Below are 25,311 nucleotides of genomic sequence, written 5' to 3'. Positions count from 1 at the left end.
GTGATTTCTGAGGTTAATGTAGCGGCAAACCTTCATTTCATACTTGAAATATCACGAATCAGCCTCATTTCCTCTTTATGGAAACGCCTGCTTAGCAGAGTATAGAAAGCATTAATTAAAGCCACGCCGATAATTTGATTCAAGGCGTTTGCTTGAGGTAGAAAATGAGTAACGAGAACTCCGACGATAAAACACTCTATTGTTCGTTTTGTGGCAAAAGTCAGCACGAAGTAAAAAAGCTGATTGCAGGTCCTCGCGTATTTATCTGTAATGAGTGTGTGGATTTATGCAATGACATTATTATTGAAGAAATTCAAGAGATTGCGTCGAAAGAAGCTAAGGAAAAATTACCGAAACCAAAGGAGATTGCTGAGTTTTTAGAGCAGTATGTGATTGGTCAGGAAGAAGCAAAAAAAGTGCTTTCTGTCGCGGTTTATAATCATTATAAGCGCCTTGAAAGTGAACCTCATTCCAGTGAACACCAGGACGTCGAGTTAGGTAAAAGTAACATATTGCTGATCGGCCCAACAGGTAGTGGTAAAACGTTACTGGCGGAAACGTTGGCTCGTATGTTGGACGTTCCTTTCACCATGGCTGATGCGACTACTTTAACGGAAGCCGGTTATGTCGGTGAAGACGTTGAAAACATCATACAGAAGCTTTTACAAAAGTGTGATTATGACGTGGAAAAGGCTGAGCGCGGTATCGTCTATATTGATGAGATCGATAAGATTTCCCGCAAGTCAGATAATCCGTCTATTACGCGCGATGTTTCCGGTGAAGGCGTACAGCAGGCTTTATTAAAACTTATCGAAGGTACTGTGGCATCAGTTCCACCTCAGGGCGGTCGTAAGCATCCGCAGCAAGAGTTCTTGCAGGTAAATACCGGCAATATCCTGTTTGTCTGTGGTGGTGCATTCGCAGGACTTGAAAAAGTGATCCAGGAGCGTACCGAGAAAGGCGGTATCGGCTTCGGTGCTGATGTTAAAGAAGTTAACGATAGCGCAAAAGTCGGTGAAATGCTGAAGATGGTGGAGCCTGATGATCTGGTTAAATTTGGTTTAATTCCTGAATTTATTGGTCGTTTACCGATTGTGACGACTTTAAGAGAGCTGGATGAAACGGCGTTAGTGCGTATTTTAACCGAGCCCAAAAATGCCCTGACTAAGCAGTACAGCAAGTTATTCTCTTTGGAGAATGTTGAGCTGGAGTTCCGTAAAGATGCGTTAGCAGCGATTGCACAAAAAGCGATGGCTCGCCGTACAGGAGCTCGAGGATTGCGTTCCATCCTTGAAGAAATTTTATTAGACACCATGTATGACTTACCTTCATTAGAAGGGGTCAGTAAAGTCTGTATTGACGGTGCTGTTGTAAAGGGTGAAGCAGAGCCTTTATTGATTTACGACAACCAGTCCAAGGCTGCATCTGAGTAGTACATATAAATTATGTTGTGGTTACAGCTTGTTCGCTGTAACCATTTCCCACTGAGTAGATTTTTATAAATCCCAGGAAAGTAGAGTTCATGCCATTAGAAACTAAACAACTTCCATTATTACCGTTACGCGATGTTGTGGTCTTCCCACACATGGTGATTCCGCTGTTTGTTGGGCGAGAAAAGTCGATTCAAGCATTGGAGGAAGCGACAAACGGTGATAAGCAAGTCATGTTAGTCGCACAGAAGGAAGCGACTGAAGATATGCCGGATACTGATCAAGTATTTGATCACGGCTGTGTGGCAACAATTTTACAGATGCTGAAACTCCCTGATGGGAATGTCAAAGTTTTGGTAGAAGGTGTACAGCGAGCAAAAGTTGAGCGTTTTGTAGAAACGGATCCCATGTTTATCTCTGAGGTGAGCCTGATAGAAAATGTCTCGGGACAGGAAGATCAGGAAGATGCTTTAGCTCGAGCGGCACTGAATAGCTTTGACAAGTATGTGAAGCTCAATAAGAAAATTCCGAGTGAGATTCTGACTACTTTGTCCGGCATTGAAAATCCAAGCCGTCTGGCGGACAGCATCGCTGCCCATATGTCTTTGAATATTGAAGACAAGCAGGAAATACTGCAAATGGAGTCTGTGGTAGAGCGTCTTGAGCACTTGATGAGCAAGATGGAAAGCGAAATGGATCTGCTGGAAGTGGAAAAACGGATTCGTGGTCGCGTTAAGAACCAGATGGAAAAGAATCAGCGTGAGTATTATCTGAATGAGCAAATAAAAGCGATTCAGAAAGAGCTGGGTGATGGTGAGGAAACGGCTTCAGAGCATGAAGAGTTAGCGAAGAAGATCGAAGAAGCTGGCATGACAAAAGAAGCCAAGGAGAAGGCCGAAGCTGAGCTGAAAAAATTAAAAATGATGTCACCAATGTCGGCCGAAGCGACCGTCGTTCGTGGTTACATTGACTGGCTGCTGGGAGTGCCCTGGAAAAAGCGTAGTCGAGTAAAACATGATCTGGTTAAAGCCGAAGAAGTGTTGGATGAAGATCATTATGGTTTAGAGAAGATCAAAGATCGTATTCTCGAATACCTGGCCGTGCAGCAACGAGTGAAGAAGCTGAAAGGACCGGTATTGTGCCTTGTCGGTCCCCCTGGTGTGGGTAAAACGTCATTAGGGCAGTCGATTGCTCGTGCCACAGGCCGAAAGTATGTTCGTATGGCGTTAGGTGGTGTGCGTGATGAAGCAGAAATCCGTGGCCACCGTCGTACCTATATCGGTGCGATGCCGGGTAAGATTATGCAGCGCATGAGCAAGATTGCTGTTAAGAACCCGTTATTTCTGTTAGATGAGATCGATAAAATGTCGATGGATATGCGTGGCGATCCCTCTTCTGCATTGCTTGAGGTGCTGGACCCTGAGCAGAACCATACCTTCAGTGACCATTATTTAGAAGTGGATTATGATCTGTCAGAAGTGATGTTTATCGCAACATCGAACTCCATGAATATTCCGGCACCGTTACTGGATCGGATGGAAGTTATTCGAATCCCGGGCTATACCGAAGATGAAAAGGTTGAGATCGCCAAGCGATACCTGTTGCCGAAGCAGATTAAAAATGCTGGTTTGAAGACAAACGAGCTGGAACTGTCTGATAATGCGCTTCGTAGTATTATCCGTTACTACACTCGTGAATCGGGTGTGCGTAATCTGGAGCGTGAGATATCGAAAGTCTGCCGTAAAACGGTCAAAGAGCAGCTGTTAGCGAAAAAGGCTAAGAAAACGGTCAAGGTTACGGAAAAGAACATCAATAAATATCTGGGTGTGCAACGCTTTGATTATGGCCGCGCAGGTGAGAGTAATAAGGTGGGCCAGGTTACTGGACTTGCCTGGACTTCGGTTGGCGGTGAATTATTGACGATTGAATCCGTGGTTATGGACGGCAAAGGCAAAACGGTCTTTACTGGTCAGCTTGGTGACGTGATGAAAGAATCGATTCAGGCTGCAATGACGGTGGTTCGTAGCCGCTGTTTAGCGTTAGGTATCGAACCTGACTTTTATGAGAAGAAAGACCTGCACATCCACGTACCAGAAGGTGCGACGCCGAAAGATGGCCCGAGCGCGGGTATCGGTATGTGTACGGCGCTGATTTCCAGCCTGACTAAAATTCCGGTGCGAAAAGACGTTGCTATGACGGGGGAGATTACCTTACGTGGTGAAGTTCTGCCGATCGGTGGGCTTAAAGAAAAACTTCTGGCAGCACACAGAGGTGAAATAAAAACGGTGATTATCCCGAAAGAAAATGAACGGAATCTCGAGGATATACCTAAAAATATTAAGCAGGATCTTGAGATCATTGCTGTGAAATGGATTGACGAAGTTATTGATATTGCTCTTGAGCGATTGCCTGAGCCTATCAGTAAACCGGTTGAATCGAAACCCGAAACTGCATCAGCAGAAAAAGGTGAACAGAACAAAATTCAACCACATTAAGCGTGAAATGCTGATTTCTAGAGACTTTTAGCCATATTGCTCTAAATTATCTTGACAGTTTTGACAGTCAATTGATATAACAGAGCACCTTGAGTTATGCATAAAAACTCTAAGAAACGCAGTATATTTTTTTAATCACAGATTTCTAAAAAATAAAGGGGAAAGTGTGTGAATAAATCAGAATTAATTGATGCTATTGCAGCAGGCGCAGATATTTCTAAAGCAGCAGCAGGTCGTGCGTTGGATTCAATGCTAGGTGCTGTAACTGACTCGCTACAAAAAGGTGAGCAAGTTTCTTTAGTTGGTTTCGGTACCTTCTCTGTAAAAGAGCGTGCAGCTCGTACAGGCCGTAATCCTAAGACTGGCGAAACTATCCAAATTAAAGCCGCAAAAGTTCCTGGATTTAAAGCTGGTAAAGCGCTTAAAGACGCGGTAAACTAAGCGCCGTTTTTGCGGGTGGTTAGCTCAGTTGGGAGAGCATCGCCCTTACAAGGCGAGGGTCACTGGTTCGAGCCCAGTACCACCCACCAAGTCTTTCACCACAAGTTCAGTTGAACGCTTGTGGTGAGGACTTAAAAATTCGGAGCGGTAGTTCAGCTGGTTAGAATACCGGCCTGTCACGCCGGGGGTCGCGGGTTCGAGTCCCGTCCGCTCCGCCACTTTTTAAGCGCGCCTCATTAGGCGCGTTTTTTATAACTGGCTTATAAAAGCCGGTAATCTACAAATAAAGCAAAGTTTATAAACGAAAGGTAATTTCAGCTATGATGTTGGAAAAGATTCAGCAAAGCATGAATAACCCGATAATGAAGTTCGTTATGTTCCTCATTATTGTGTTCTTCATTGGAGCAGGCTACTTTGGCGCCAATATGTTTGGTGGTGATCCAAATCGAATCGCTGAGGTTGATGGTGTTTCTATCAGCAGCCAACGCGTGCAAAGACAAATCGACCTGATGCGCCAGCGTGATGCTCAAGGCTTTGAACAGCGTTATCCAACAGAAGCTAGCCGTGAGCAATTACGCCAAACGATTGAACGGCAGTTAATTAATGATGAAGTTGTCGTTGCTGGTGTTGCCCGGGCAGGTTTTGCTGCTTCAGAAGCCCAGGTAAAAGATTGGATCCGTACTAACGAGGCATTTCAAATAGCGGGCGAATATTCTCCTGCTCAGGCCAAAGAAATTCTGCGCCAAAACGGCATGTCTGAAGACCGCCTGGCTGAAATGGCCAGAGAATCAATTGCACGCGAGCAGCTGCAAGATGGTTTGAATAACTCGGGGTTTGCTTTACCGAATGAAGTTGAGACCTTGTATCGTCTACAGGAACAGACGCGTGACGTTCGTGTTTTGCGTGTTCCTGTGGCGACATTTGCCGAATCGGTGACTTTTGATGAAGATGCCATTAATGACTACTATCAAAAGAATCAAGAGCAATTTAAGCAGCCAGAGCAAATTAACTTAAAATATGTTCGGTTGTCGGCCGATAACCTGATCGAAGCTAAAAAGTCAGAGGTTACTGAGGCTGCTGTCCAGGAGTATTACGAGCAGCAAAAATCGAACTATCAGGAGCCTGCCGAAATTCAGGTGGCTCATATCTTAATTGATAACTCTGTAGAGAGTGCGAAAGCAAAAGCAGAGAATCTGCTTGAAGAGATCAAGCAGGGTGCTGATTTTGCGACTTTAGCAGAAGAGCATTCGAGCGATACTTTCAGTGCAGAAAACGGTGGTCAACTGGATTGGGTTGATGCGGTCGAGCAAAGCGCAGAGTCCGCGGGTACTGGCTGGGATCCTGAGTTTGAGAAGGCTGCGTTAGCTTTAGAAGCAGCTGGGGACGTATCTGATGTGGTTGAGTCACAGTTTGGTTTTCATATCATCAAACTAGTGGAGCGTCGTGGCGGTTCTACGACGCCGTTAGCAGAGGTTCGCGATGATATTATAGAGGCACTTGCTAAAGAAGCCGCTAATGATGAATTCTACACGAAAGAATCTAAGCTGGATGAAGCCTTATTTGAATATGGTGACGACATTAACAAGTTTGCTGAGCAAGTTGGCCTGGATGTGGCAGAAACGGGTATGTTCAGTAAACAGAATGCAACGGGGGTTGCGGCCGAACCAGCTTTACTGGAAAAAGCTTTTACAGCTCAAGTTATTGATTCTAAAGAAGTGAGTGACAAAATTGAGCTTGGCAGCAAAGACATTATTTATGTAACGGCTACCGATTATCAGGCAGAGTCGGTTAAACCTCTTCAAGAAGTAAGAGAACAGATTGTTAAAACTATGACTCAGCAGAAAGCAGCTGTAGAGAGTGAAGCTTTCGCGAATGAAGTCCTTGCAGCCCTTGCAAAAAGAGAGTCAACGGAATCTCTGATTTCTGAAAAAGGTTTGAGCTGGCAAGAGAATACCGAGTTGAAGCGTCGTGACTCCGGGATGAAATTTGATCTGGTATCAGCAGTATATCAGCTGCCTGCATCATTGGGTGATGAAACGGTGTATGACGTCAAGCCGCTTAGCAATGGTGATTATGCTGTAATCGAGTTGAAGGGTATTAATTATCCTGACCCAGAGGAAATGGATAATGCTACTCGTACTCAGTTAGAGCAAATGGCGAAGAACCTGAGTACGCAGGATGAAAATTCCAATGTCGTTAAGTACTTCCAGAGTACAGTAGAAGTAAAACGATAGTCCGTTTACCAATATAAAAAAAGCCACTCAGCTGAGTGGCTTTTTTGTGTCCGACTAGTGCTTATCAGGTTGGTTTTTTGTAACCGGCCGAAGCATTCAATAATTCCAGAGTGTATTGAGATTTAGGCTGACTGAAAATGTCGGTAACACGACCATATTCCTCCTGCTTACCATCATTTAATACCAGCACTTTATTACTGAAGTGTTGGACTAGGCCAAGATCGTGTGAAATAAAGACGTAAGCTAAATCGAGTTGATCTTGTAAATCGAGTAGCAAGTTAATGATCTGGGCCTGGACGGATACATCCAACGCAGATACAGGCTCGTCAGCAACGATGACTTTAGGCCTAAGCAGGAGCGCCCGAGCGATGGCAATGCGCTGGCGCTGTCCTCCAGAGAAAGTATGCGGATAACGTTCAGCATACTCGGGGCGGAGCCCAACCATTTCCAGGACTTCCAGAATTCTTTCTCGTCGCTGGCTGGAGGTATAGTTTGTGCCGTTATGCAATGGTTCTTCAAGGCTTTGCCTGATGGTAGTTCTGGGGTTGAGCGATGCAGACGCGTCCTGAAAAATCATGCGGATATTTTTATACCATTCGAATTTATTTTTCTTCTTTAAGATATTCCGGCCTTCAAATAGCAGTTCCCCACTGTCTGGATTATCGGCCCCAACCAGGATGCGTGCTAAGGTTGATTTGCCAGAGCCTGACTCTCCGACAACGGCCAGCGTTTGTCCTTCGTTGAGGCTGAAACTAACGCCTTGCAGTACTTCCAGCGCACCTTTTTTGAGGGGGTTGTTTGAGACTTTATAACTCTTTCTGATGTCCTTTGCGGCAAATAAGTTTGGCATTAGGAATCATCCTCCAGCAGTGGGAAGTGACAGCGCACCTTACGTCCTTTAAGAGAACGAAGCTCCGGAGGTTGAACGCATTTCTTATTGGCATAAGGGCAGCGAGGTCCCAGATAACAGCCAACGGGCAAGTGATCCAGCGATGGTGTACTGCCTTTGAGGTTAAAGAGGCGCCGCCCTTTTTTATAGTGCATCCCGTAGTGTGGAACACTATCGAGCAGCGCCTTGGTATAAGGGTGGTATGGCTGACTTAGTAAATTGTAGGTTCGACCTGATTCGACAATTTGCCCGCCGTACATGACATAAACTTTGTCTGTCGTTTCAGATAATATTGAAAAGTCGTGAGTAATTAACATGAGGGCCATATGATGTTCCTCATTAAGTTTCAGCAACAAATCCAGTATTTGTGACTGTACGGTTACGTCGAGTGCCGTGGTTGGTTCATCCGCGATAAGCAGTTTTGGCTGACAGGCTAATGCCATGGCAATCATCACACGCTGGTTGAGGCCGCCAGATAGCTGGTGAGGGTACTCTTTATAACGACGCTTAGCATTCATGATGCCGACCTGGTTCAACAGCTCCAACGATTTCTCAAAACGCTCTTTACGCGTTCCGCCACCATGAAAACGAATGGTTTCATCGAGTTGATAACCGATGGTTAAAGAGGGATTCAGGCTCGACGTTGGTTCCTGAAAAATAATGGAAATATTACTGCTGATAATCTTTTGTCGTTCGGCGGAACTCATGCGGGTTAAATCATGGCCATCCAGGTTGAATAAATCGGCTCTCATGGTAGCTGCCGGTGATAGTAAACCTGCTATTGCCAGCGCCATAACACTCTTCCCTGATCCGGACTCGCCAATAACGCCTTGTACCTGCCCAGCGTTAATCGCTATTTTCGCTTTATCGACTGCCGTGATGATGCCTTCATCAGTTTTAAACTCAACGCTTAAATTTTCAACTTGCAGTAGTCCCATAGTGTTTACCGGTTAAGTCTTGGATCGAGAGCATCGCGGATGCCATCGCCGACTAAATTAATGGACAGAACTGTCAGAAAAATGGCCACGCCAGGTAATGTCATGGTCCAAGGTGCAAACTGAATAAATGCTCGAGATTCCGATAGCATGGTTCCCCATTCTGCCATGGGAGGCTGGGCACCCAGGCCGAGGAAGCCAAGCGCTGCTATATCGAGCAGCGCCGTAGAGAAGCTAAAGGTCAGCTGGACAATTAAGGCTGGCACAATATTGGGCCACACATGGTGGGTCAGTAGTCGGAAACGTTTAGCTCCGTCCAGCTTGGCTGCCATGACATAGTCCTTATTGAGCTCATCGCTGATGGCGGATTGAGTAATACGAACAAATTGTGGAATTAGAACGATAATAACGGCATAAATAGCATTAGGTAACCCGGGACCAATAATGGCTACGATAGCAATAGCCAGTAATAACGATGGGAACGATAATAATAAATCCATAATACGCATCAGCAAAGAGCGCAAGGTCGGATTAAGAAATGCCGATGCCGCCCCGATTATGATCCCTGTAATTGCTGCAGTCACAACAACGGTGAGAGTGAGCTGCAGTGATAAGCGGGCACCGTAGAGCAGCCGTGAAAGCAGGTCTCGGCCTAAATCGTCTGTCCCGAAGAAGTAGTCAAAGTCACCAGCGGAATTCCAAATGGGCGGTACCAATACTTTATTACTAAACTGGTGGGCTGGATCATAGGGTGCCAGCCACGGGCCGGTTAAAGCCATTAATAAGATGAGTGCCAGAATGACAGAACCAATCAGAGCGCCTTTGTTCTGCTTGTAAATGACCCAGGCTGCCTTTTGATTTGCTGTTACCAGTGATTTTCTCATGATGGTCTCCTCAAACGGGGATTGAGGTAGATGCTTAAAAAGTCCAGAGCAAGGTTGAAAGCAATGACCACAATTGACAGAGCCAGAACGCCACCCTGGATACTGGCAAAATCACGTCGTGAAACGGCTTCCAGTAACCACTTTCCGATTCCTGGCCAGGCGAAAATATATTCGGTAACGATGACTCCGGACATGATAATACTAACCTGGACGCCACTAATGGTTAGAATTGGCTGTAAAGCGTTGCGCAGGCCATGGATCCAGATAATACGTCGTTTGCTAATCCCTTTTGAGCGTGCCGTACGGATATACTCAGACTTCAATACTGCCAGCAACGATGATCGGGTCATGCGGGCAATGATAGCCATGGGGATGGTGCTGAGCGTCACTGCCGGCAGAATCAGGTGATGCAATGCATTCAAAAAAGCATTGAAGCCGTATTTATTATGATGCAGTAAGGTGTCAATGAGCATGAAGCGGGTGTAGGGCTCGATGTTATATTGAAAGTCTAACCTGCCTGCTACCGGAGTCCAGCCAAGGGTTAGTGAGAAGAGTAGAACCAGTAACATGCCCCACCAGAAAATTGGCATTGAATAGCCGATTAAAGAAGATGTCATCAGGGTATTATCAAGCCAGCCGCCACGTCGACTAGCGGATAGTATGCCTAAGCCCAGACCAGTCGTCACCGCTAAGGTTAATGCTAGAGCAATTAACTCTATTGAAGCTGGGAAATGCTGTAGAAAATCTTTTAAAACGCTACGTTTGTGGATGCTTGATATCCCCCAGTCTCCCTGAAGTAAGAACTGCAGGTACTCAAAGTACTGTAAAAAGACGTTACTACTTTTGTAGTCGTGGATCGGGATATTCGATTGCAGGCTGAGAATGTAGGTTAAAACCGTTAACCCAAGCAGACTGATAAGGAGTGTCCCTAACTGTTTTAGGAGCGAGGCAAACATTATTTGGCTTCTCCTTCTGTGTCAGTGAGCTCGCTGCTTGTTGACTCAGAAATAGTGACACCTTCAAAGCTGATATTGCCGATGGGTGAAATAATTAAGCCGTGAACGTTGTGTTGCACTAAGACACTGTTGTTGGCATGAGCAATGGTTAACCAGGGGGCTTGCTGTTTAAAGACTTCCTGAGCTTCATCGTAATAGCGCTTTCTTACCGTTTGTTCAGAGGAGGTTCTTGCCTTTAAAATCAATTCGTCAAACTCCCGGTTGCACCACTTGGAGTAGTTATTGCCACTAATGGCAGAGGTACAGCTTAATAGCGGACTGAAAAAATTATTCGGATCGGCATTATCCGCATTCCAGCCTAGAAGAACACTGTGGTGAAGACCTTGTGCGACACGAGATAAAAAAGTGCCCCACTCATAAGTAATGATACGGGCCTCGACATTAATATCCGCCAGATCTTGCTGGATCATCTCTGCCATTTTTCGAGCATTGGGATTGTAAGCCCGTTGAATTGGCATTGCCCAAATATCAATGGTAAAGCCATTACCGTACCCCGCTTCTTTTAGTAACTCTAAAGCCTGCCGCTTGCTAAAGGTCACTTTGTTGATGTTTTTATTATAAGCCCAGGAAGAAGGGGGGATGGGATTGGTCGCCAGGGATGCCTGACGGTCATAGACTGTCTGCAAAATAGCCTCACGGTCAATGGCCATGGTCAGAGCCTGTCTGACTTTGGCATCATGGAATGGCGGTTTTTCAGTATTAAAAGCCCAATAAGCCACGTTGAGACCGGGTGTTTGCACAATGTCCAGATCATTTTTTTGGGCGACTCGCAGGTGCACAGGCAAAGGGTAGCTCATCACATCACATTCACCGGCACTGAACCGGGCAAAGCGCATTGCGGCATCGGGTGTGATAGCAAAAACCAGATTCTTAACCCGTTGGGATTGGACAAAGTAGTTGTCAAAACGTTCATAGCGGATATAAGCGTCTGGCTCATAGCGGTCAAAGCGAAAAGGTCCAGTTCCAATAGGTTTGCTATCAATCCACTCTGGGTGTTTCATTTTATTAAGTTGAGCAGCGTATTCCGCTGAGAGTATCGAAGCGAAAGGTGTTGCTAAAATTGACAGGAAAGGGCTTTCTGGGCGAGTTAAAATAAATTCGACCTGATATTTGCCTTTTTTACGAATGTCTTTGATCAGCTGGTCGAGGCTTTGTGCCGTGAAATAAGGATAACGTCCACCTGAAATCCCATGATAAGGGTGATTGCTTAATCTTTGTCGGTTGAAACTGAACAGGACATCGTCGGCATTCAGAGGCCGACTGGGGGTAAAGAGCTGGTTGCTATGAAATGGGACATCTTGCCTGAGGTTTAAAGTATACCGCAGCCCATCGTCACTGATGCTCCAGGATTTGGCCAGCGACGGTATAATTTCCGTGGTGCCCGGCTTGTAGGTCACCAGCTGATTGTAAATAATGTTAGCCGTGGCGTCATACGAAGTACCCGACGTTACGAGCTGAGGGTTGAAGCTGTCAGGGCTGCCCTCCGAACAATAGACGAGCAGTTGCCGAGACTTTTCGCTGCTTTCTGGGGAAGCATCAGGAGTACATGCTGTGCATAGAAGCAGGGCTACAGCTGCCAAGCTTGGCACGGTACGAATGATGCAATTATAAACGCTATCGTTTATCATCAGGTCTTTGTTTTCGTTAGATTTCTTAATAATAACAAGCTTAACCTCCAGTGCCTAGCACTTACTGAGTGTCAAGGTTTCTCAGGGCAGCGGTAGAACTTGTAACAAGCTGTGAACAGCCACTAAGTTCACACCGTAACAAGTTGAAAGGCATAGGGAAACTGATATACTAAAATGTATTAAATACCGTACTGTTCAGCTGCTCTTAAGCAACGGTCTAGTACTGTAATCCTAATTAAAATGCCTTTGAGGCAACGTTTTGGGGCACATAGCGAGTTGAAGCTTTAACACACTTTAACGCCATAATAGAAAGTAACCAGTGCTGTGTGACTTTAGACAACAAAGTGTAGAGTGAGCAATGAAACCTTTAAGTCAGGTAAAAGTAATTACTGCGTCAGTACTTCTATTCCTTAGCAGTACCGCAGTTGCAAGTAAAGGTATTTCCGAGCCTTCTAGCGATTGGTCACCATATGCGCTAAATAGTTCCTCGGTAACCGAGTTGTTTGACTACTACTCTTCATCAAAGGCTATTCCTTTGTATGCTGGAGAGACAGATTTTCCTTCTTATCAAGGTGCTGAAAGCCTGTCTGTGGGCTTAGTTGACGGAGAAGATGGTTTTTGGAAAGTCTCTTTAGATCTTAATCAGTCACAAGAGTCGGCTTTTACCGAACAGTACCGTTTAAATTCGGCTTACAGCCCTAACGGAGGCGAATCAACTTTTTATATTGATTATGGTAACCGCCGAGTCCCCGTTTCTATTAAAGTTGATGACTTCCTGGACTATAACGAAAGCGGTATAGAAGGGGAAAATTTCTCATTTGGCTTTGAGCAACAAGTTAATGACAGTTGGGCTGTTAGTATTAGTTATACTAAGTCAGATTTGACGCAAAAAGCCGCCGACAATAGTTTGTTTGACTTGACGCAAAGTAGCCTCACCAATCAGCGTTACTGGTTTGATCTGAATAAAGATGGTCTACCGGAAGCCGTAAACTTATTGTCTGAGTTGGATGCGTCGACTGGTTTTGATAAAGCTGCTGAAGGGATTGAGATACGATTAACTCGCCAGGCCGGAGAGCGATTAAGTTATGGTGGTAAAGTCAATCGCTCAAGTTCAGTATTCAACTGGCAGCCTTACAAGTTAGATGCTTTAGAAATGTCGCACAGTCAGCTGGATGAACAGAGTTTTTCGCTTTTCAGTCAATATGATATCAATCATGACTGGAGTCTGGATGCTAACCTCAGTCGACATTTTTTCCAGCAAAAATCCCCCCAGATTGTATCGTTGTTGTCCGCGGATACCAGCAAATTAGATTTCAACAGCACAACATTAGATATTGGTGTTCAATATCAAGGGGACTGGGATAATGTTGGGCTGGTCATTCGAATCGACCTGATGAATTTGTTAGGTAACGTGTCAGTAGACGAAAAAAACATGCAGCCATTTGACGATACGGGTTTAACCCCATATACCTTTCAGAGCCCAAAATATATTAAGTTAAGTGGTAGTATTAACTTTTAGTCAAAGCTGACTCGGTTCATGCAGAACTCATGTCGGGCTTGCATTCAAGTATAAAAAAAAGTTATCTGAAGATATTACTAAATGTAAATTAGCTGTAATGTTTTGTTGACCGTTACAGGCCTTCTCCTTTATAGTTGATTTCTTTCACCGCACGAAGACCGATTGGTTTAAGTTGACAATAAAGAGACTGTTTTAACACTTTCCAGCCTTTAATTCCTTGATTTTTGGTCTGGATCCTACTAAGTTTCTTTTACATCGACTTTTAATGAAACAATTTCTGAACAGAAATTTGGGTAAGTTTATGAAAAAACAAGTACTTTTTAAAAAAACGGCTGTTGCCTTATTGGCTTCCGCTGTCATGGGAAGCACAATTGCTGCTGGCCCATTCAATTCCTCTATGACTGTAGAGAAACGAATTGATAAGAAGGCAGCGAGTACGCAGGTATCTGTAGATCGTCTAGCAGAGCAAACAACTGATTTGGCTCTAGAGTACAGAAACACTTTGCAACAAGTTGACAGTTTGCGCATTTATAATACTCAGCTTGAAAGACAAATTGCTTCTCAGGAAAAACAAATTGCTGAAAGCAGTAAAGAAATGGAAACCATTGACGAGACTGAGAAGGGTGTTCTTCCTTTAATGGATGAAATGATCAAAACCCTTGATGAGTTTGTTCAATTAGATATTCCATTTAACATCGAAAAGCGCCAAGAGCGTGTACAGAATTTGTACGCTTTGATGGATTCTGCTGAAGTTACAGTTTCTGAAAAATATCGCAAGATTTTAGAAGCTTACCAAATTGAAATGCAGTACGGTAACGCTGTATCAGCGAGTACTGGTAATATTGATAAAGATGGTGAAGCTCTAACTGTAGATTTTCTACGTGTAGGGCGTCTATCTTATGTTTACTTAACTGTTGACGGTGAAAGTGGTGCCTACTGGGATAAAAACTCAGGTACATGGCAACCATTGCCTAAAGAGTACTTAGACTCAGTGAGTAGCGCTATTAACATGGCGAAAGGTGTCGCAACTCAAGAACTCTTCAAAGTACCAGTCCCAGTTACGGAGGCAGCACAATGAGAAACATTTTAGCATTATCACTTGCTGGCGCCTTAGCGTTTAGCGTTTCAGCCGTATCGAACGCCGCTGAAAGTTTGTCACACGCCGACCTTCTTAAGAAAGTAAGGGATAAAGAGCGTATTCAAGAGCAGGTGAATAACCAGCGCGTTCAAGAGTTTCAGCGTAAGAAAAGCCAGCAAGATAAGCTTTTAGCGGATGCCAAAGCTAAGCTAGCTGCGGAAGAAGCTCGAAGTGAACGTTTAAAAGCTCAGTTTGACGAAAATGAAAAGCAACTGACGCAAATTGCCGAAGACCTACGTGTTAAGCAAGGTAACTTGGGTGAGTTATTCGGTGTTGTTCGTCAAGCAGCGAACAGCCTATCGGGTGACATTGCTTCATCACTGATTAGTGCACAATACCCGGGGCGTGGTGTATTGCTAGACAAGTTGATTGAAGCTGAAGAGCTGCCAAAAATGGACGACCTTCGTGGTTTCTACGTATTAATGCTTCAGGAATTATCCGAGCAGGGTAATACAGCAAACTTTGCTGCTGACGTTGTCAACGAAGCGGGCCGTACTGAAACGCAGACAGTTGAACGTATTGGTACTTTCAACTTGTTAACAGGTAACGAGTACCTTATTTACGATCAAGGTCAGATTAAGACGCTACAAGTTCAGCCAGCAGCCGAAGTTCGTGACTTGGCATCAGGTTATGAGTCAGCAGCCTCTGGTTATGCTGGTCTTTACATCGACCCAACTAAAGGCGGTATTTTGCAGTTAGAAAAGCTGAAAATGAGCTTGCCTGATCGTTTGTGGAAGTTTAAAGGCTTTGCCGGCTCTACCGTTATGATCTTATTAGCGATCGGTATCTTAATCGCGTTAGAGCGTCTATTCACGCTTTACATGGTTACGGGTCCAAAAGTTGCGTCGCAAAAGAAATCAAGCACACCTGGCAACAACCCGCTTGGTCGTGTGATGAAAGTCTACTTAGCGAACAAAGATGAAGATGTAGAAAACTTAGAGCTGAAGCTAGACGAAGCAGTTCTTAAAGAAACACCTAAGATTGAGCGTGGTATTAACTTAATCAAGGTTATTGCAGCGCTAGGTCCGTTGTTAGGTCTATTAGGTACAGTTGTTGGTATGATTGAGGTATTCCAATCAATTACCCTACACGGTACAGGTGACCCACGTTTGATGGCGAACGGTATTTCTCAGGCATTGGTAACTACTGTTTGGGGTCTATTAGCAGCAATCCCACTTACTTTCCTACACGCTGTTGTTGCGGGTAAAAGTAAGAGCATCATTCATGTACTTGAAGAGCAAAGCACGGGTCTAATGGCTCAACACGACGAAAATAACGGATAGGAATTTCCTTATGGAATTAATCTATACGATATTAGCGTTTATCGGTAAAGGTGGATGGGTCCTATGGTGGATAGGACTCGTTCTCTTCCTCATGTGGACCTTTATTATCGAGCGCTACTGGTACATCTATGGGCAGTTCCCCAAAGAAGCTCGTTCGATTATTGCTCGTTGGAACTCGCGTGACGATCAAACATCATGGCGCGCACACCAAATCCGTGATGCTTGGGTCTCAATAGCGAGAGAAGCTTTGAACCAAAGAATGCTATTAATCAAAACCTTGATTGCAATTTGTCCGCTACTGGGCCTTTTAGGTACGGTTACGGGTATGATCAGTGTTTTCGATGGTATGTCAGGTCAGGGCTCAGGTAGTGCACGTCAAATGGCGGGCGGTATCTTCCAAGCGACAATTCCAACAATGGCGGGGATGGTTGCAGCACTATCTGGTATCTTTTTCAGTAGCCGTTTAGAGCAAACAGCTTATTTGAAAACGCACCAGTTAGCCGATAACCTTCCACACCATTAATCATTGGGTGAAGCTACATGGCTATACAAGATAAAAGAAAGCAAGAAGATGTAGAGATCGACATGACTCCAATGTTAGACATTGTGTTTATTATGTTGATCTTCTTCATCGTTACTACGGTTTTTGTGAAACAAGCGGGCGTTGAAGTTGTCAAACCTACTGCAACCACAGCAAAAGAGCGTAAAAACGCTTATATCTTTGTGGCAATTGACGACAAAAACACGATTACGATAGATAAAACGACTGTGCAGCCTGCAGAAGTTAAATCAAAAATCCAATCATTGCGTACTGAGAACCTGGAAGGTGAGGTAGTCATCCAGGCTGACAAAAAGGCAAAAGCAGGGCTTGTTCTTAAAGTCATCGACTTTGCTAAGAGTGCTGGCGCCAAGGTTTCAGTCGCAACAGAGAAGGTACAGTAAACGATGATGAGAGTTATTTTAAGTGCACTGTTTGCCTTTGGTATTGTGGTAGGGTTATTCCTATTAATGAATCTTTTGATCTCTTCTGATGATACAAAAGATGAAGATATGGATAACATTAAGGTTGAAGTGGCTTTCGTTGAGGAAGACAAGCAAGTTCAACGTAAAGAACGTCGTCCTCCTAAAAAGCCGCCACCACCAAAAGAGCCGCCACCACCTCAGCAGCAGCAAGTGCAACAGAAACAAAAAGTTGTTACTGCGATAGTGGACATCAAAATTGACAATATTGATGCTTCTATGGATGGTTCAGGTATTTATATTGGCGGTCTTGGTCAAGGCCAGACTGACTTCGCTGGAATGGGCGATGGTGATGCAATCCCTGTCTACCAGCCACCGGCGCAATACCCAGTTCAGGCGCAATTGAAAGGTATCGAGGGTTATGTACTGTTTACTCTTGATATTGGCCCGGATGGAACACCATCCAACATTTCCGTTGAAGAAGAAAATCCGCGTGGTGTGTTCAGAAGAAACGCGATGCGAGCTATACGCAAATGGAAGTTTAAGCCAAGAATTGTCAATGGTCAGCCTATCCATCAACGTAATATGAGATACAAGATGGAGTTCGAGCTTGATCAATAATCTCAAACAAGTGTGATAAGTATGAATAAATTATCAATTTTTTTAGGAGTCACTGGGTTGATGTTTGCAGGGAGCGCAATGGCGCTACCGCAAACAAAACTTACAGCTTCTTGTAAGCCGCTTGCTCCAACTGAAGGCAAGTATGAAGAAGACTCTGTAGGATCGATCAGCTCACAATCTGCTTTTAAGAAAATCACAGCAGCGAATGAGGCTTATGCTGACGGCAAGCATCGTGAGTCGATTGCAATATTGAACGAGCTGATAGCTGATTCTAGCGATAAGGTCGCTGTTGGTCGCGCACAATCTCTGCTGGGTATGAATTATCAGGCAATTGAAAACTACAGTGCGGCACGAACTGCTTTTCAGAAAGCTATTAATAGCGGATTCTTGCGTAAGCAAGATATTGTTCGCCTCCGTAGAGGTGTGGCACAGTTATATTCTATAGAAGAAAATTACCCGAAAGCTATTGAATGGATGGAAAAGTACTTTGCAGAAGCAATAAAGCCGCCAGCTAATTCCTATGCATCTTACGCCAGCCTTTTGTATAACAGCAAAAGATATAGGGATGCAATTTGTCCAGCTTACATCGGGTTACAGCTGGGTGCTAGCTCAAAGAAACCGTTATACAGCATGATGTTTGGTGCTCATATCCGTCTTAACGATAATGCGGGTGCTGAAGTGATTGGTGAAGACATGGTTGAGCTTTTCCCTGCGGATAAGGCGGTTTATAACAACTTATTTGCTGTTTACAGCCGTCGAGGTAAGCAAGCAGATATGCTGGCATTAGCCGAACTAGCACGTATGAACGGCATCTGGACTAGTGAAACTAAATATAAACAGCTATCAGCTTTGTTCGCAAACAATAGGACGCCTCGTTTAGCAGCAGAACGCTTAAAAGAAGGTATCGATAAAGGTGTTGTGGAGTCGACAGAGGATAATTGGAAGCGAGTCGCTGATAATTACTTCTATGCGAAGGACTTGGAGAATGCCGTTACTGCATACGAAAAAGCTTCATCATTTACATCATCTGGTAAATATGATTATAAAATTGCCATCATGTACCAAGATAATGATGACTACGCGAAAGCTGCACAAAAGTACCAGGAAGCAATTCGGAAAGGTAACTTAAAGAAAGGTGATATAGGTTACGCCTATATGAACCTAGGTGTCTCGCAGTTCCGTCTTGGTCGAGAAGAAGCTGCTATTGCAACCATGAAGCGCGCAAAAAAATATTCTAAAGTTGCTAAAAATGCAAATGCATATATTAAATATATTGGTGACCTGAAGAAAATGCGTGACTCAATGGCAGAAATCGGAAAAGAAGAAAGCTCAGAATCAGAAGATGAGTCCTAGTTTACTTTTCTAAACTCAAAAAGCGCTATTTATAGCGCTTTTTTTGTGCCTGATAATTGATAAACTGGTGATAGATAGGAATGCAGGTATTGAATTTGAAATCGTTTCTTATTTTATGTTGTCTTGCGCTAATGCCTTACGCCTCGTATGCAGAAAACATTTTAGAGGGTGTTGATTCTGTTATTGAGGAGTCGATTGATGATGCTGTCCAGGTCCAGCTAATTGATGCTAAGTTCGAGAATATCTCTTACTTTAGTATTAGCTTTATTGGCCCAGACAACGTAATCCAGTCCGTTACTCAATATTATAAATATCGAGGCTATCAGTTTATAGCTAAAGATTTTCCGGGTGACTACCATACGGTTATTGTCAAGCTGCCTGATGATGAGCTGGAGGGGGTGCTTGAGGAGTCCATTAATACTTTACGCAATAACCAGTTTAACTTTTTGCGTTTTACAGTTTTAGGCTCAATTAACCAACAAAGAGTGCTCGGCAATATCAATCGCATTTACTCTAATGCGGCATTAAATGTGGCTGAGAAGGTGGAGTCGGGCCCAGGCCAACAACTTCCTTCAAACAATACCCTACAATTGCCTTACCCGTTTGCAACAAAGGATAAAGAGAAAGAAAAAAAGCTGCCTGCAGTCTCGAGAGAAACAAGCTTACTTACGGCTTTTATACTGTGTCGGTTTGAGCCTACAAAGGTTCCAGCTTTTATTGTTAAGAGAGAAACCGTGGAGTGCAGCAGGAGTGAGTTTCAGAAGATGCTCATCGTGGACGATAAGTATGTTGCCAATTATAAAAGCGACTTATTGCAACGTTTGGAATTTGTCGATAGAGATCCTTTTGAATGGCTTGAGCTTTTAGCTTCCTTTACTTCAGAAGATAGCTTTGAAGAGTTCACCCAGTTTTACAGTAACCTCCCGGCTGTTTCGATTGAAGATGTTGTCGCTCTTTATAAACGATATAACGTCAACTTTGAGTCGGCCCCGCAGCAGTCGATAAGTTTAGAGCGCGTGGCTGACTTAAAGATGAGCCAAAGCTTTATGGAAAGTTTCGATGTCGATTCATATGAATTGAAGAGTCGTGGTGATTACTACGGGGTGACTGTAACCGTTTCGAGTGCAGACATGTGTACCCATATCGACTGCAAGGCACTGCCCTACTATGCAACTGCTGCTCAAAGTGCACAGCAAGGAACGATCAGCTTTACTTTTTTGCCACAGCAGTCGGCTCAAGTAATAGGTGAGATCGTTGATAAAGTTATTGCCCCTCTGGCGAAGGTTGAGAGTATCAGGCAAGGTGATGTCATGCTAGCTTTTAATGGCAACTTTGCTATCGGTGACTTAGAAAAAGTGTTTTTCGGACTGGGACAGTTACCGGCAACTTTAAAGTTAGATGTTATTACTCCAAGCCACTATCAAAAAATCGATATCGCAGGTTCATCATCAGGACTCAATATACCAGCAGTACCTGGTGATCAAGACTGGGCATCAAGTGAGTTACTTTATTTTAAGTTATTAACTGAAGCTGCAAACGGCTTTGAAGTATACAAAGACAACTCGGTAATCGCGCTACAGCCAGCGGGATTCTTTAACGTCAATCGAGAAAGGACAGTGCTTACTTTTCAAGCCGGAGAGACAGGAGTTGAGCACCTTAAGGCCATCCAGCAGATGAATGACGAGGAGTTTACTGCTCTGAAGCAAGGTCTGTTAAACAATGTAGTACTACAGGATAATGAGTACCAGATTGCATTGCTGTCAGAGGTTTTTGCACTTGAAAATTACAAGCAACAACTGAGCTTTTCCGTAACTGACTTGAGTTTAAACGAGTTTAAATTGTTTGCTCAGCGCCTGCTGGAGACTTATTCAAAGTAATATTTTATTACGTTTCTTCATATTTTGTCCTTGCTATCTGGGCTATACTGACTGTGTTTAAATAGGGCAAAATATGGATTGGCTAGATAAAACATTAACTAAAGTTAACGATCTGTGGGAGCGAAGTTTAGATCGGCATATTCGAATCGCTGTTACCGGCTTGAGTGGAGCGGGGAAAACGGCTTTTATCACTTCTTTTATTAACCAGATTTTACACGCTTCTACAGAGCAGCAGTTACCTTTTCTTGAGGTGGCTACCGAAGGACGCCTTAAAGCGGCTAAACTGGAGCTGCACGATGAGCTCCATGTACCGGCGTTTAAGTACCATCAGTGTCTGGAAAGTCTCACCGCTGAACCAGCCAACTGGCCGGCCTCGACGACCAGTATTTCTCAGGCACAGCTCAAATGCCGCTACCAGATTAAAAGCCAGTGGCTAAGTAAGGTTCAAGAACAGTCCCATTTAACGATCGACATTATCGACTACCCGGGTGAGTGGTTATTAGATTTACCGCTGCTGGCGTTAAGTTATAAAGAATGGTCTCAGCAATGTAGCCAGTTTTTACAGAGTGAGCGGCGCAGAAAGTATACCCAGCAAGCCACCGACGCCATTGCTCAGCTGGAGTTTCACCGGGAATTTGATGAAGTTGACGGTAGTGGGCAGTTGTCGGAATTGGCAGGTGAATACCGCAAGGCCTTACTGGAGTATCGGTACTCTGAGGGTGATAACAGTATTGCGCTCCCCGGACGTTTTATATTGCCCGGGGAGCTTTCAGGAGCCCCTGTGTTGGATTTTTTTCCGATTATCAATGCGGATGTGTTGTCTCTGGACTGGAGCTCACTAGAGGAACGCTCTCTGCTTAAAAGCCTGGAGCGACGTTACAACTATTATCGGCAGCAGATCGTTAAGCCATTTTTCGAAGAATATTTTGCTAAAGTCGATAGACAAATTTTACTGGTCGATACCACGACCGTACTCGAAAGTGGTTATGAGTCCTACCAGGACTTGAAAAAAACTATAGAGCAACTGCTTGCGGGTTTTAGTTACGGACGCTCTAACTGGCTTAAACGTCTTTTCTCGCCATCGATTGATAAGTTAATGATAGCAACGACCAAAGTTGATCTTATTCCACCCGACCAACATGCCAACATAGAATCTTTTATGCAAAAAATGATTGCTCAGGCGAAGAATGATGTGGGTTACGAAGGGGTTGAGGTTGATACCATGGCGATCAGCGCGGTGACTACATCTGAGCCGGTATCGACCGAGCATGACGGTGAAGCATTGTTATGCGTTAAAGGTCTGGACACAGAAACTGAGGAGTCGGTATTGCACTACCCGGGGAAAATACCGACAAGCTCACTAAGTCGAAACGAGTGGCAACATCTTGCTATTGATTTTTCACCTTTTGGGATTCCGCAACTCAATGCTGATGAGCCGTTACCTTATATTCGCATGGATAAGGTGTTGCAATTTCTGCTGGGGGATAAGTTTTCATGAGTGATAAGCCTGTCAAATTTTACAGTAAGGATAAAGAACACCAGAAAGCAGAAAAGCTGTTACGAGAGTCTCTGGCTCAAGCCGAACAGGAGCACCAATTGGTTCAGTCAGAAGGAGCTGAAGATGAATTGGAGGAGCTGCCTAAGTTGAAAGGCCAGTCCAAAAAGAAAAGTTTACTCCGGCGATTATTCTGGCCCGCCTTATCTGCTTTTGTGGTCATCGCTGCGGGATATGAAGCGATACAGTTCGTCAGCAGCTTAGTGCAAACTCATTGGTTATTAGGTAGTGTCGTTGGTGTCATTGCTGGCGCGGTTGTCGTTAGTGGTGGATACATGCTGTTGAAAGGCTGGCGTGCTCGACGCCGTTTTAAAGAGCGACAGCAGCAGCAAAAGCAGTTTGCAGCATTGTTGCATAAAAACAGCTATGGACAAGCAACTGGAAAGCTTGATAATTTGAGCGCGGAAATTGATGAGTTTGTTGATATCCGGGAACTTAAGCAACAGTACCAGAAGAGAAAGCAGCAGGTTCACAATGACCAGGAGCTAATTCAGATTTATTCGAATACAGTGCTCAAGGGACTGGATAAAATGGCCATTGATATTATCACTAAGCATGCCGCAGAAGCGGCTGCGATGGTCGCCCTTAGCCCCCTGGCTGCCGCTGATATGGCGCTGGTGGCCTGGCGTGGCAGTAAGATGATAGAGCAATTGTCGCATTTGTACGGCTGCCCGCAAACTGCCTTAAGTCGATTGGAGATGACTAAAAAGGTATTTAAGAATATGATGTTGGCCGGGGCCAGCGAACTGGCCGCCGACGCGGGAGTAGAACTGCTGGGGAAAGGGCTGACAGCCACTATTTCCACTAAAGCTGCTCAGGGTATTGGTGTTGGTTTGTTGGTGGCTAGAATGGGCCTGCAGACGATGCATTTGTGTCGTCCGGTAGTTTTCGATGCTAACAGTAAACCCAAATTAAGTGAGATAAGAAAGTCAATTTACAGCAAGGTCGCTGGACTAGTGAAAAGTGCTTCAGGTGCTGATAATGCAGTTGATAAGAAAGAACAGGGGAAATCATAAGTATGATTGAAATTAAGGGCTTAGCGAAGAGCTTTGCGTATGATAAAAAAGAAGCTAAAAAGAAAAAGAATCGAGAAACTATCGATCCAAGGGAAGGGGACGGTGTCCTCCATGCGGTTCGAGATGTTAGTTTTAGTTGTGATAAAGGTAAGGTACTGGGGTTACTCGGGCCGAACGGCGCAGGCAAAACGACGACCCTGCGGATGTTATCTACTGCGCTTGAGCCAACCAAAGGTGAGATTCTTATCAATGGTCATGACGTGACTAAGGAGCCACGCTACGCACAGAAACTTATTGGTTTTTTATCTGGTAAAACAGGGCTTTACCATCGCTTAACGGTTCGTGAGAACGTCGAGTACTTTGGTCGTATGCATGGTTTGTCCAGGTTGGTCATGGATGAGCGCATTGATAAGATTTTTTCCATGCTGGATATGCATACCTTTGCTGGTAAGCGAGCCGATGACTTATCCACTGGCATGATGCAGCGAGCCTCAATTGCGCGTGCCGTGATTCATGATCCCAAAGTACTGGTTTTTGATGAACCGACAACGGGTCTTGACGTTATTTCAGCAAAAACGGTGCTCGACTTTATTGAGAGCTATAAAGGTTCGGAAATGGCTGTAATTTTCTCGACCCACCATCTGCATGAAGTCGAGCGACTCTGTGATGATGTCTGCCTGATTGATTTGGGCGAAACCAAGTTTTTCGGTAATACCCGGGAGTTCGCAGCACAGACACCGTCGGGTAATCTATACGATGCCTTCTTACATAATGTTGATAATAAAGAAATAGAGGTAGCTTAATATGTGGCTGGTCTATAAAAAAGAATTGTTAGAGATTTTAAGGGACAAGAAAACATTAATATTTTCAATTTTATTACCCACAATCATTTTTCCGGTATTGTTTTTTGGGATTGGTAAGTTTACCCAGAGCAAAACAGAAGAAGCGGAAACAAAAGAGCTAAAAATCGCATTTATCAATGGCGATACCTTTGAAGGGTTAACCGACCTTTTTACTGCTGAAAAGTATTTCAAAAAAGTCACTATTGAAAGCAGTGATTATAAAAATGAGATTCTGGATGATAATGTAGACTTTATTATTGAGGTTCCTGAAACAGCTTCAATGCCTTCCAGCAGTACCAAGCAAGAGATGATTAACCTTTATTTCAAGGGTTCATCGAAACTGGATAATATTTCCAGCAAGCGTGTGAAAGATATTATTGAGCTGTATAACAATACACAACGTTTAGCTTTAGGTGAGAAGTTCAATCTGACAACTGATAATGTCAAAGCTTTTAATACCCCGATATCGATTGAAAACAAAAACTTTGCCTCTGAGCGTGAGCGGATGGGAGAGTTTGCTGGGCCATTAATTGCTTATATCCTGATTGCGCTTGCTGTATCGGGCGCTATGTATCCAGCTTTAGAGCTGGGTGTGGGTGAAAAGGAGCGCGGTACTTTGGAAACTTTGCTGCTAACGCCAATGAGCAAAGGGCGTATCGTATTAGCGAAGTTCGCGGTGATTTTTACTGCCAGTTTCTTTACCGTTATTGTAACACTGCTCAGTTACTTTATATGGACTTATATCTTTACCATGGGTGGAAAAATGGGCGGTCTGGACTTCTTGTCTAACATCTCTGGTCTAGACTTATTGTTAGTTGCCGTTTTGTTGGTGCCATTGACCAGTATCTTCGCTTCCATCATGCTCAGTGCTTCGATCTATGCAAAGAACATGAAAGAAGCACAAGCTTATATGTCGCCAATCTTTATGCTGGGCTTTATGCCGGTGATTGTTGCTTTTGTTCCTGGTATGGAGCTGGATGTGAAAACGGCAATGATACCGATCACCAATGTGGCGTTGGCGATGAAGGATCTAATTAAAGGAACCGTTGATTACGGCATGATAGGGGTGCTCTTGGCATCCACTGTGGTGATTGCTGGTGGTTTGCTGTATTTCACGACACAGTTCTTTAAGAAAGAAAAAGTACTTTTCAGAAGTTAAGTTACTGTTCGAGCAATAAAAAAGGGCCTGAACGGG

21 protein-coding genes and 2 tRNA genes are annotated in these 25,311 nt (G+C 44.2%); 18 read left to right on the top strand and 5 right to left on the bottom strand.

Going from position 1 to position 25,311, the window contains the following annotated elements:
* The first annotated feature begins 164 nt into the window (after positions 1-164).
* The 6 genes from clpX to H7708_RS00330 all read left to right on the top strand — a co-directional run bounded on the left by clpX (position 165) and on the right by H7708_RS00330 (position 6,600).
* Entirely contained in the window at positions 165-1,433 is a 1,269-nt protein-coding gene (gene clpX, locus H7708_RS00355; RefSeq protein ID WP_223668478.1) for an ATP-dependent Clp protease ATP-binding subunit ClpX, read from the top strand.
* 89 nt (positions 1,434-1,522) lie between these two features.
* Complete coding sequence (gene lon / locus H7708_RS00350) at positions 1,523-3,925, top strand: endopeptidase La (protein WP_223668477.1); 2,403 nt, start codon at positions 1,523-1,525, stop codon at positions 3,923-3,925.
* Between the two features lie 168 nt (positions 3,926-4,093).
* Complete coding sequence (locus H7708_RS00345; protein ID WP_068989605.1) at positions 4,094-4,366, top strand: HU family DNA-binding protein; 273 nt, start codon at positions 4,094-4,096, stop codon at positions 4,364-4,366.
* 13 nt (positions 4,367-4,379) lie between these two features.
* Positions 4,380-4,455, top strand: a tRNA-Val gene (locus tag H7708_RS00340).
* A 52-nt stretch (positions 4,456-4,507) separates the two neighbouring features.
* Positions 4,508-4,584, top strand: a tRNA-Asp gene (locus tag H7708_RS00335).
* 102 nt (positions 4,585-4,686) lie between these two features.
* A complete protein-coding gene (locus H7708_RS00330; protein ID WP_223668476.1) occupies positions 4,687-6,600 on the top strand; it encodes a SurA N-terminal domain-containing protein in 1,914 nt (637 codons plus the stop codon).
* 64 nt (positions 6,601-6,664) lie between these two features.
* On the opposite strand, the gene H7708_RS00325 is transcribed toward H7708_RS00330, so the two are convergent.
* From H7708_RS00325 to H7708_RS00305, 5 genes are read right to left on the bottom strand one after another with little or no spacing between them, the layout of a single operon-like run.
* A complete protein-coding gene (locus H7708_RS00325; RefSeq protein WP_223668475.1) occupies positions 6,665-7,450 on the bottom strand; it encodes an ABC transporter ATP-binding protein in 786 nt (261 codons plus the stop codon).
* Positions 7,450-8,427, bottom strand: coding sequence for an ABC transporter ATP-binding protein (locus H7708_RS00320; protein ID WP_223668474.1), 978 nt, complete (start codon positions 8,425-8,427; stop codon positions 7,450-7,452). Before H7708_RS00320 ends, H7708_RS00325 begins: the two co-directional genes overlap by 1 nt.
* Positions 8,428-8,432: 5 nt before the next feature.
* Positions 8,433-9,308 carry an ABC transporter permease subunit gene (locus H7708_RS00315; protein WP_223668473.1) on the bottom strand — a complete coding sequence of 292 codons (876 nt, stop codon included), beginning with the start codon at positions 9,306-9,308 and terminating at the stop codon, positions 8,433-8,435.
* Positions 9,305-10,264 (bottom strand): ABC transporter permease, encoded by a 960-nt coding sequence (locus tag H7708_RS00310; protein ID WP_223668472.1) that lies wholly within the window; start codon positions 10,262-10,264, stop codon positions 9,305-9,307. Before H7708_RS00310 ends, H7708_RS00315 begins: the two co-directional genes overlap by 4 nt.
* Positions 10,264-11,952 carry an ABC transporter substrate-binding protein gene (locus H7708_RS00305; RefSeq protein ID WP_223668471.1) on the bottom strand — a complete coding sequence of 563 codons (1,689 nt, stop codon included), beginning with the start codon at positions 11,950-11,952 and terminating at the stop codon, positions 10,264-10,266. Before H7708_RS00305 ends, H7708_RS00310 begins: the two co-directional genes overlap by 1 nt.
* A 358-nt stretch (positions 11,953-12,310) precedes the next feature.
* Here H7708_RS00305 and H7708_RS00300 point away from each other — a divergent pair, with 358 nt between their 5' ends.
* The 12 genes from H7708_RS00300 to H7708_RS00245 all read left to right on the top strand — a co-directional run bounded on the left by H7708_RS00300 (position 12,311) and on the right by H7708_RS00245 (position 25,275).
* Positions 12,311-13,471, top strand: a complete 1,161-nt coding sequence (locus H7708_RS00300; RefSeq protein WP_223668470.1) for a TonB-dependent receptor — start codon at positions 12,311-12,313, stop codon at positions 13,469-13,471.
* A gap of 301 nt (positions 13,472-13,772) precedes the next feature.
* Positions 13,773-14,549, top strand: coding sequence for a DUF3450 domain-containing protein (locus H7708_RS00295; RefSeq protein WP_223668469.1), 777 nt, complete (start codon positions 13,773-13,775; stop codon positions 14,547-14,549).
* Positions 14,546-15,892 carry a MotA/TolQ/ExbB proton channel family protein gene (locus tag H7708_RS00290; protein ID WP_223668468.1) on the top strand — a complete coding sequence of 449 codons (1,347 nt, stop codon included), beginning with the start codon at positions 14,546-14,548 and terminating at the stop codon, positions 15,890-15,892. The genes H7708_RS00295 and H7708_RS00290 overlap by 4 nt, the downstream gene beginning before the upstream one ends.
* A 10-nt stretch (positions 15,893-15,902) precedes the next feature.
* Entirely contained in the window at positions 15,903-16,415 is a 513-nt protein-coding gene (locus H7708_RS00285) for a MotA/TolQ/ExbB proton channel family protein (protein ID WP_223668467.1), read from the top strand.
* A gap of 17 nt (positions 16,416-16,432) precedes the next feature.
* Entirely contained in the window at positions 16,433-16,834 is a 402-nt protein-coding gene (locus H7708_RS00280; RefSeq protein ID WP_223668466.1) for an ExbD/TolR family protein, read from the top strand.
* A gap of 3 nt (positions 16,835-16,837) precedes the next feature.
* The gene (locus tag H7708_RS00275; RefSeq protein WP_223668465.1) at positions 16,838-17,473 is read left to right on the top strand and encodes an energy transducer TonB; all 636 of its coding nucleotides are present in this window, start codon (positions 16,838-16,840) and stop codon (positions 17,471-17,473) included.
* Positions 17,474-17,494: 21 nt separating this feature from the next.
* Positions 17,495-18,826, top strand: coding sequence for a tetratricopeptide repeat protein (locus H7708_RS00270; protein ID WP_223668464.1), 1,332 nt, complete (start codon positions 17,495-17,497; stop codon positions 18,824-18,826).
* A 95-nt stretch (positions 18,827-18,921) separates the two neighbouring features.
* On the top strand, positions 18,922-20,703 hold the full coding sequence (locus tag H7708_RS00265) for a hypothetical protein (RefSeq protein WP_223668463.1): 1,782 nt from the start codon (positions 18,922-18,924) through the stop codon (positions 20,701-20,703).
* A gap of 73 nt (positions 20,704-20,776) precedes the next feature.
* Positions 20,777-22,201, top strand: a complete 1,425-nt coding sequence (locus tag H7708_RS00260; protein WP_223668462.1) for a YcjX family GTP-binding protein — start codon at positions 20,777-20,779, stop codon at positions 22,199-22,201.
* Positions 22,198-23,274, top strand: a complete 1,077-nt coding sequence (locus tag H7708_RS00255) for a TIGR01620 family protein (RefSeq protein WP_223668461.1) — start codon at positions 22,198-22,200, stop codon at positions 23,272-23,274. The genes H7708_RS00260 and H7708_RS00255 overlap by 4 nt, the downstream gene beginning before the upstream one ends.
* 2 nt (positions 23,275-23,276) lie before the next feature.
* Positions 23,277-24,077: an ABC transporter ATP-binding protein gene (locus H7708_RS00250; protein WP_223668460.1), complete on the top strand. Its 801-nt coding sequence runs from the start codon at positions 23,277-23,279 to the stop codon at positions 24,075-24,077.
* A 1-nt stretch (position 24,078) separates the two neighbouring features.
* Positions 24,079-25,275 carry an ABC transporter permease gene (locus H7708_RS00245; protein WP_223668459.1) on the top strand — a complete coding sequence of 399 codons (1,197 nt, stop codon included), beginning with the start codon at positions 24,079-24,081 and terminating at the stop codon, positions 25,273-25,275.
* Positions 25,276-25,311 lie beyond the last annotated feature (36 nt).

The organism is Kangiella shandongensis (assembly GCF_020005365.1).
Lineage (GTDB): Bacteria > Pseudomonadota > Gammaproteobacteria > Enterobacterales > Kangiellaceae > Kangiella > Kangiella shandongensis.
This window is presented reverse-complemented; position numbering and strand designations above follow the sequence as displayed.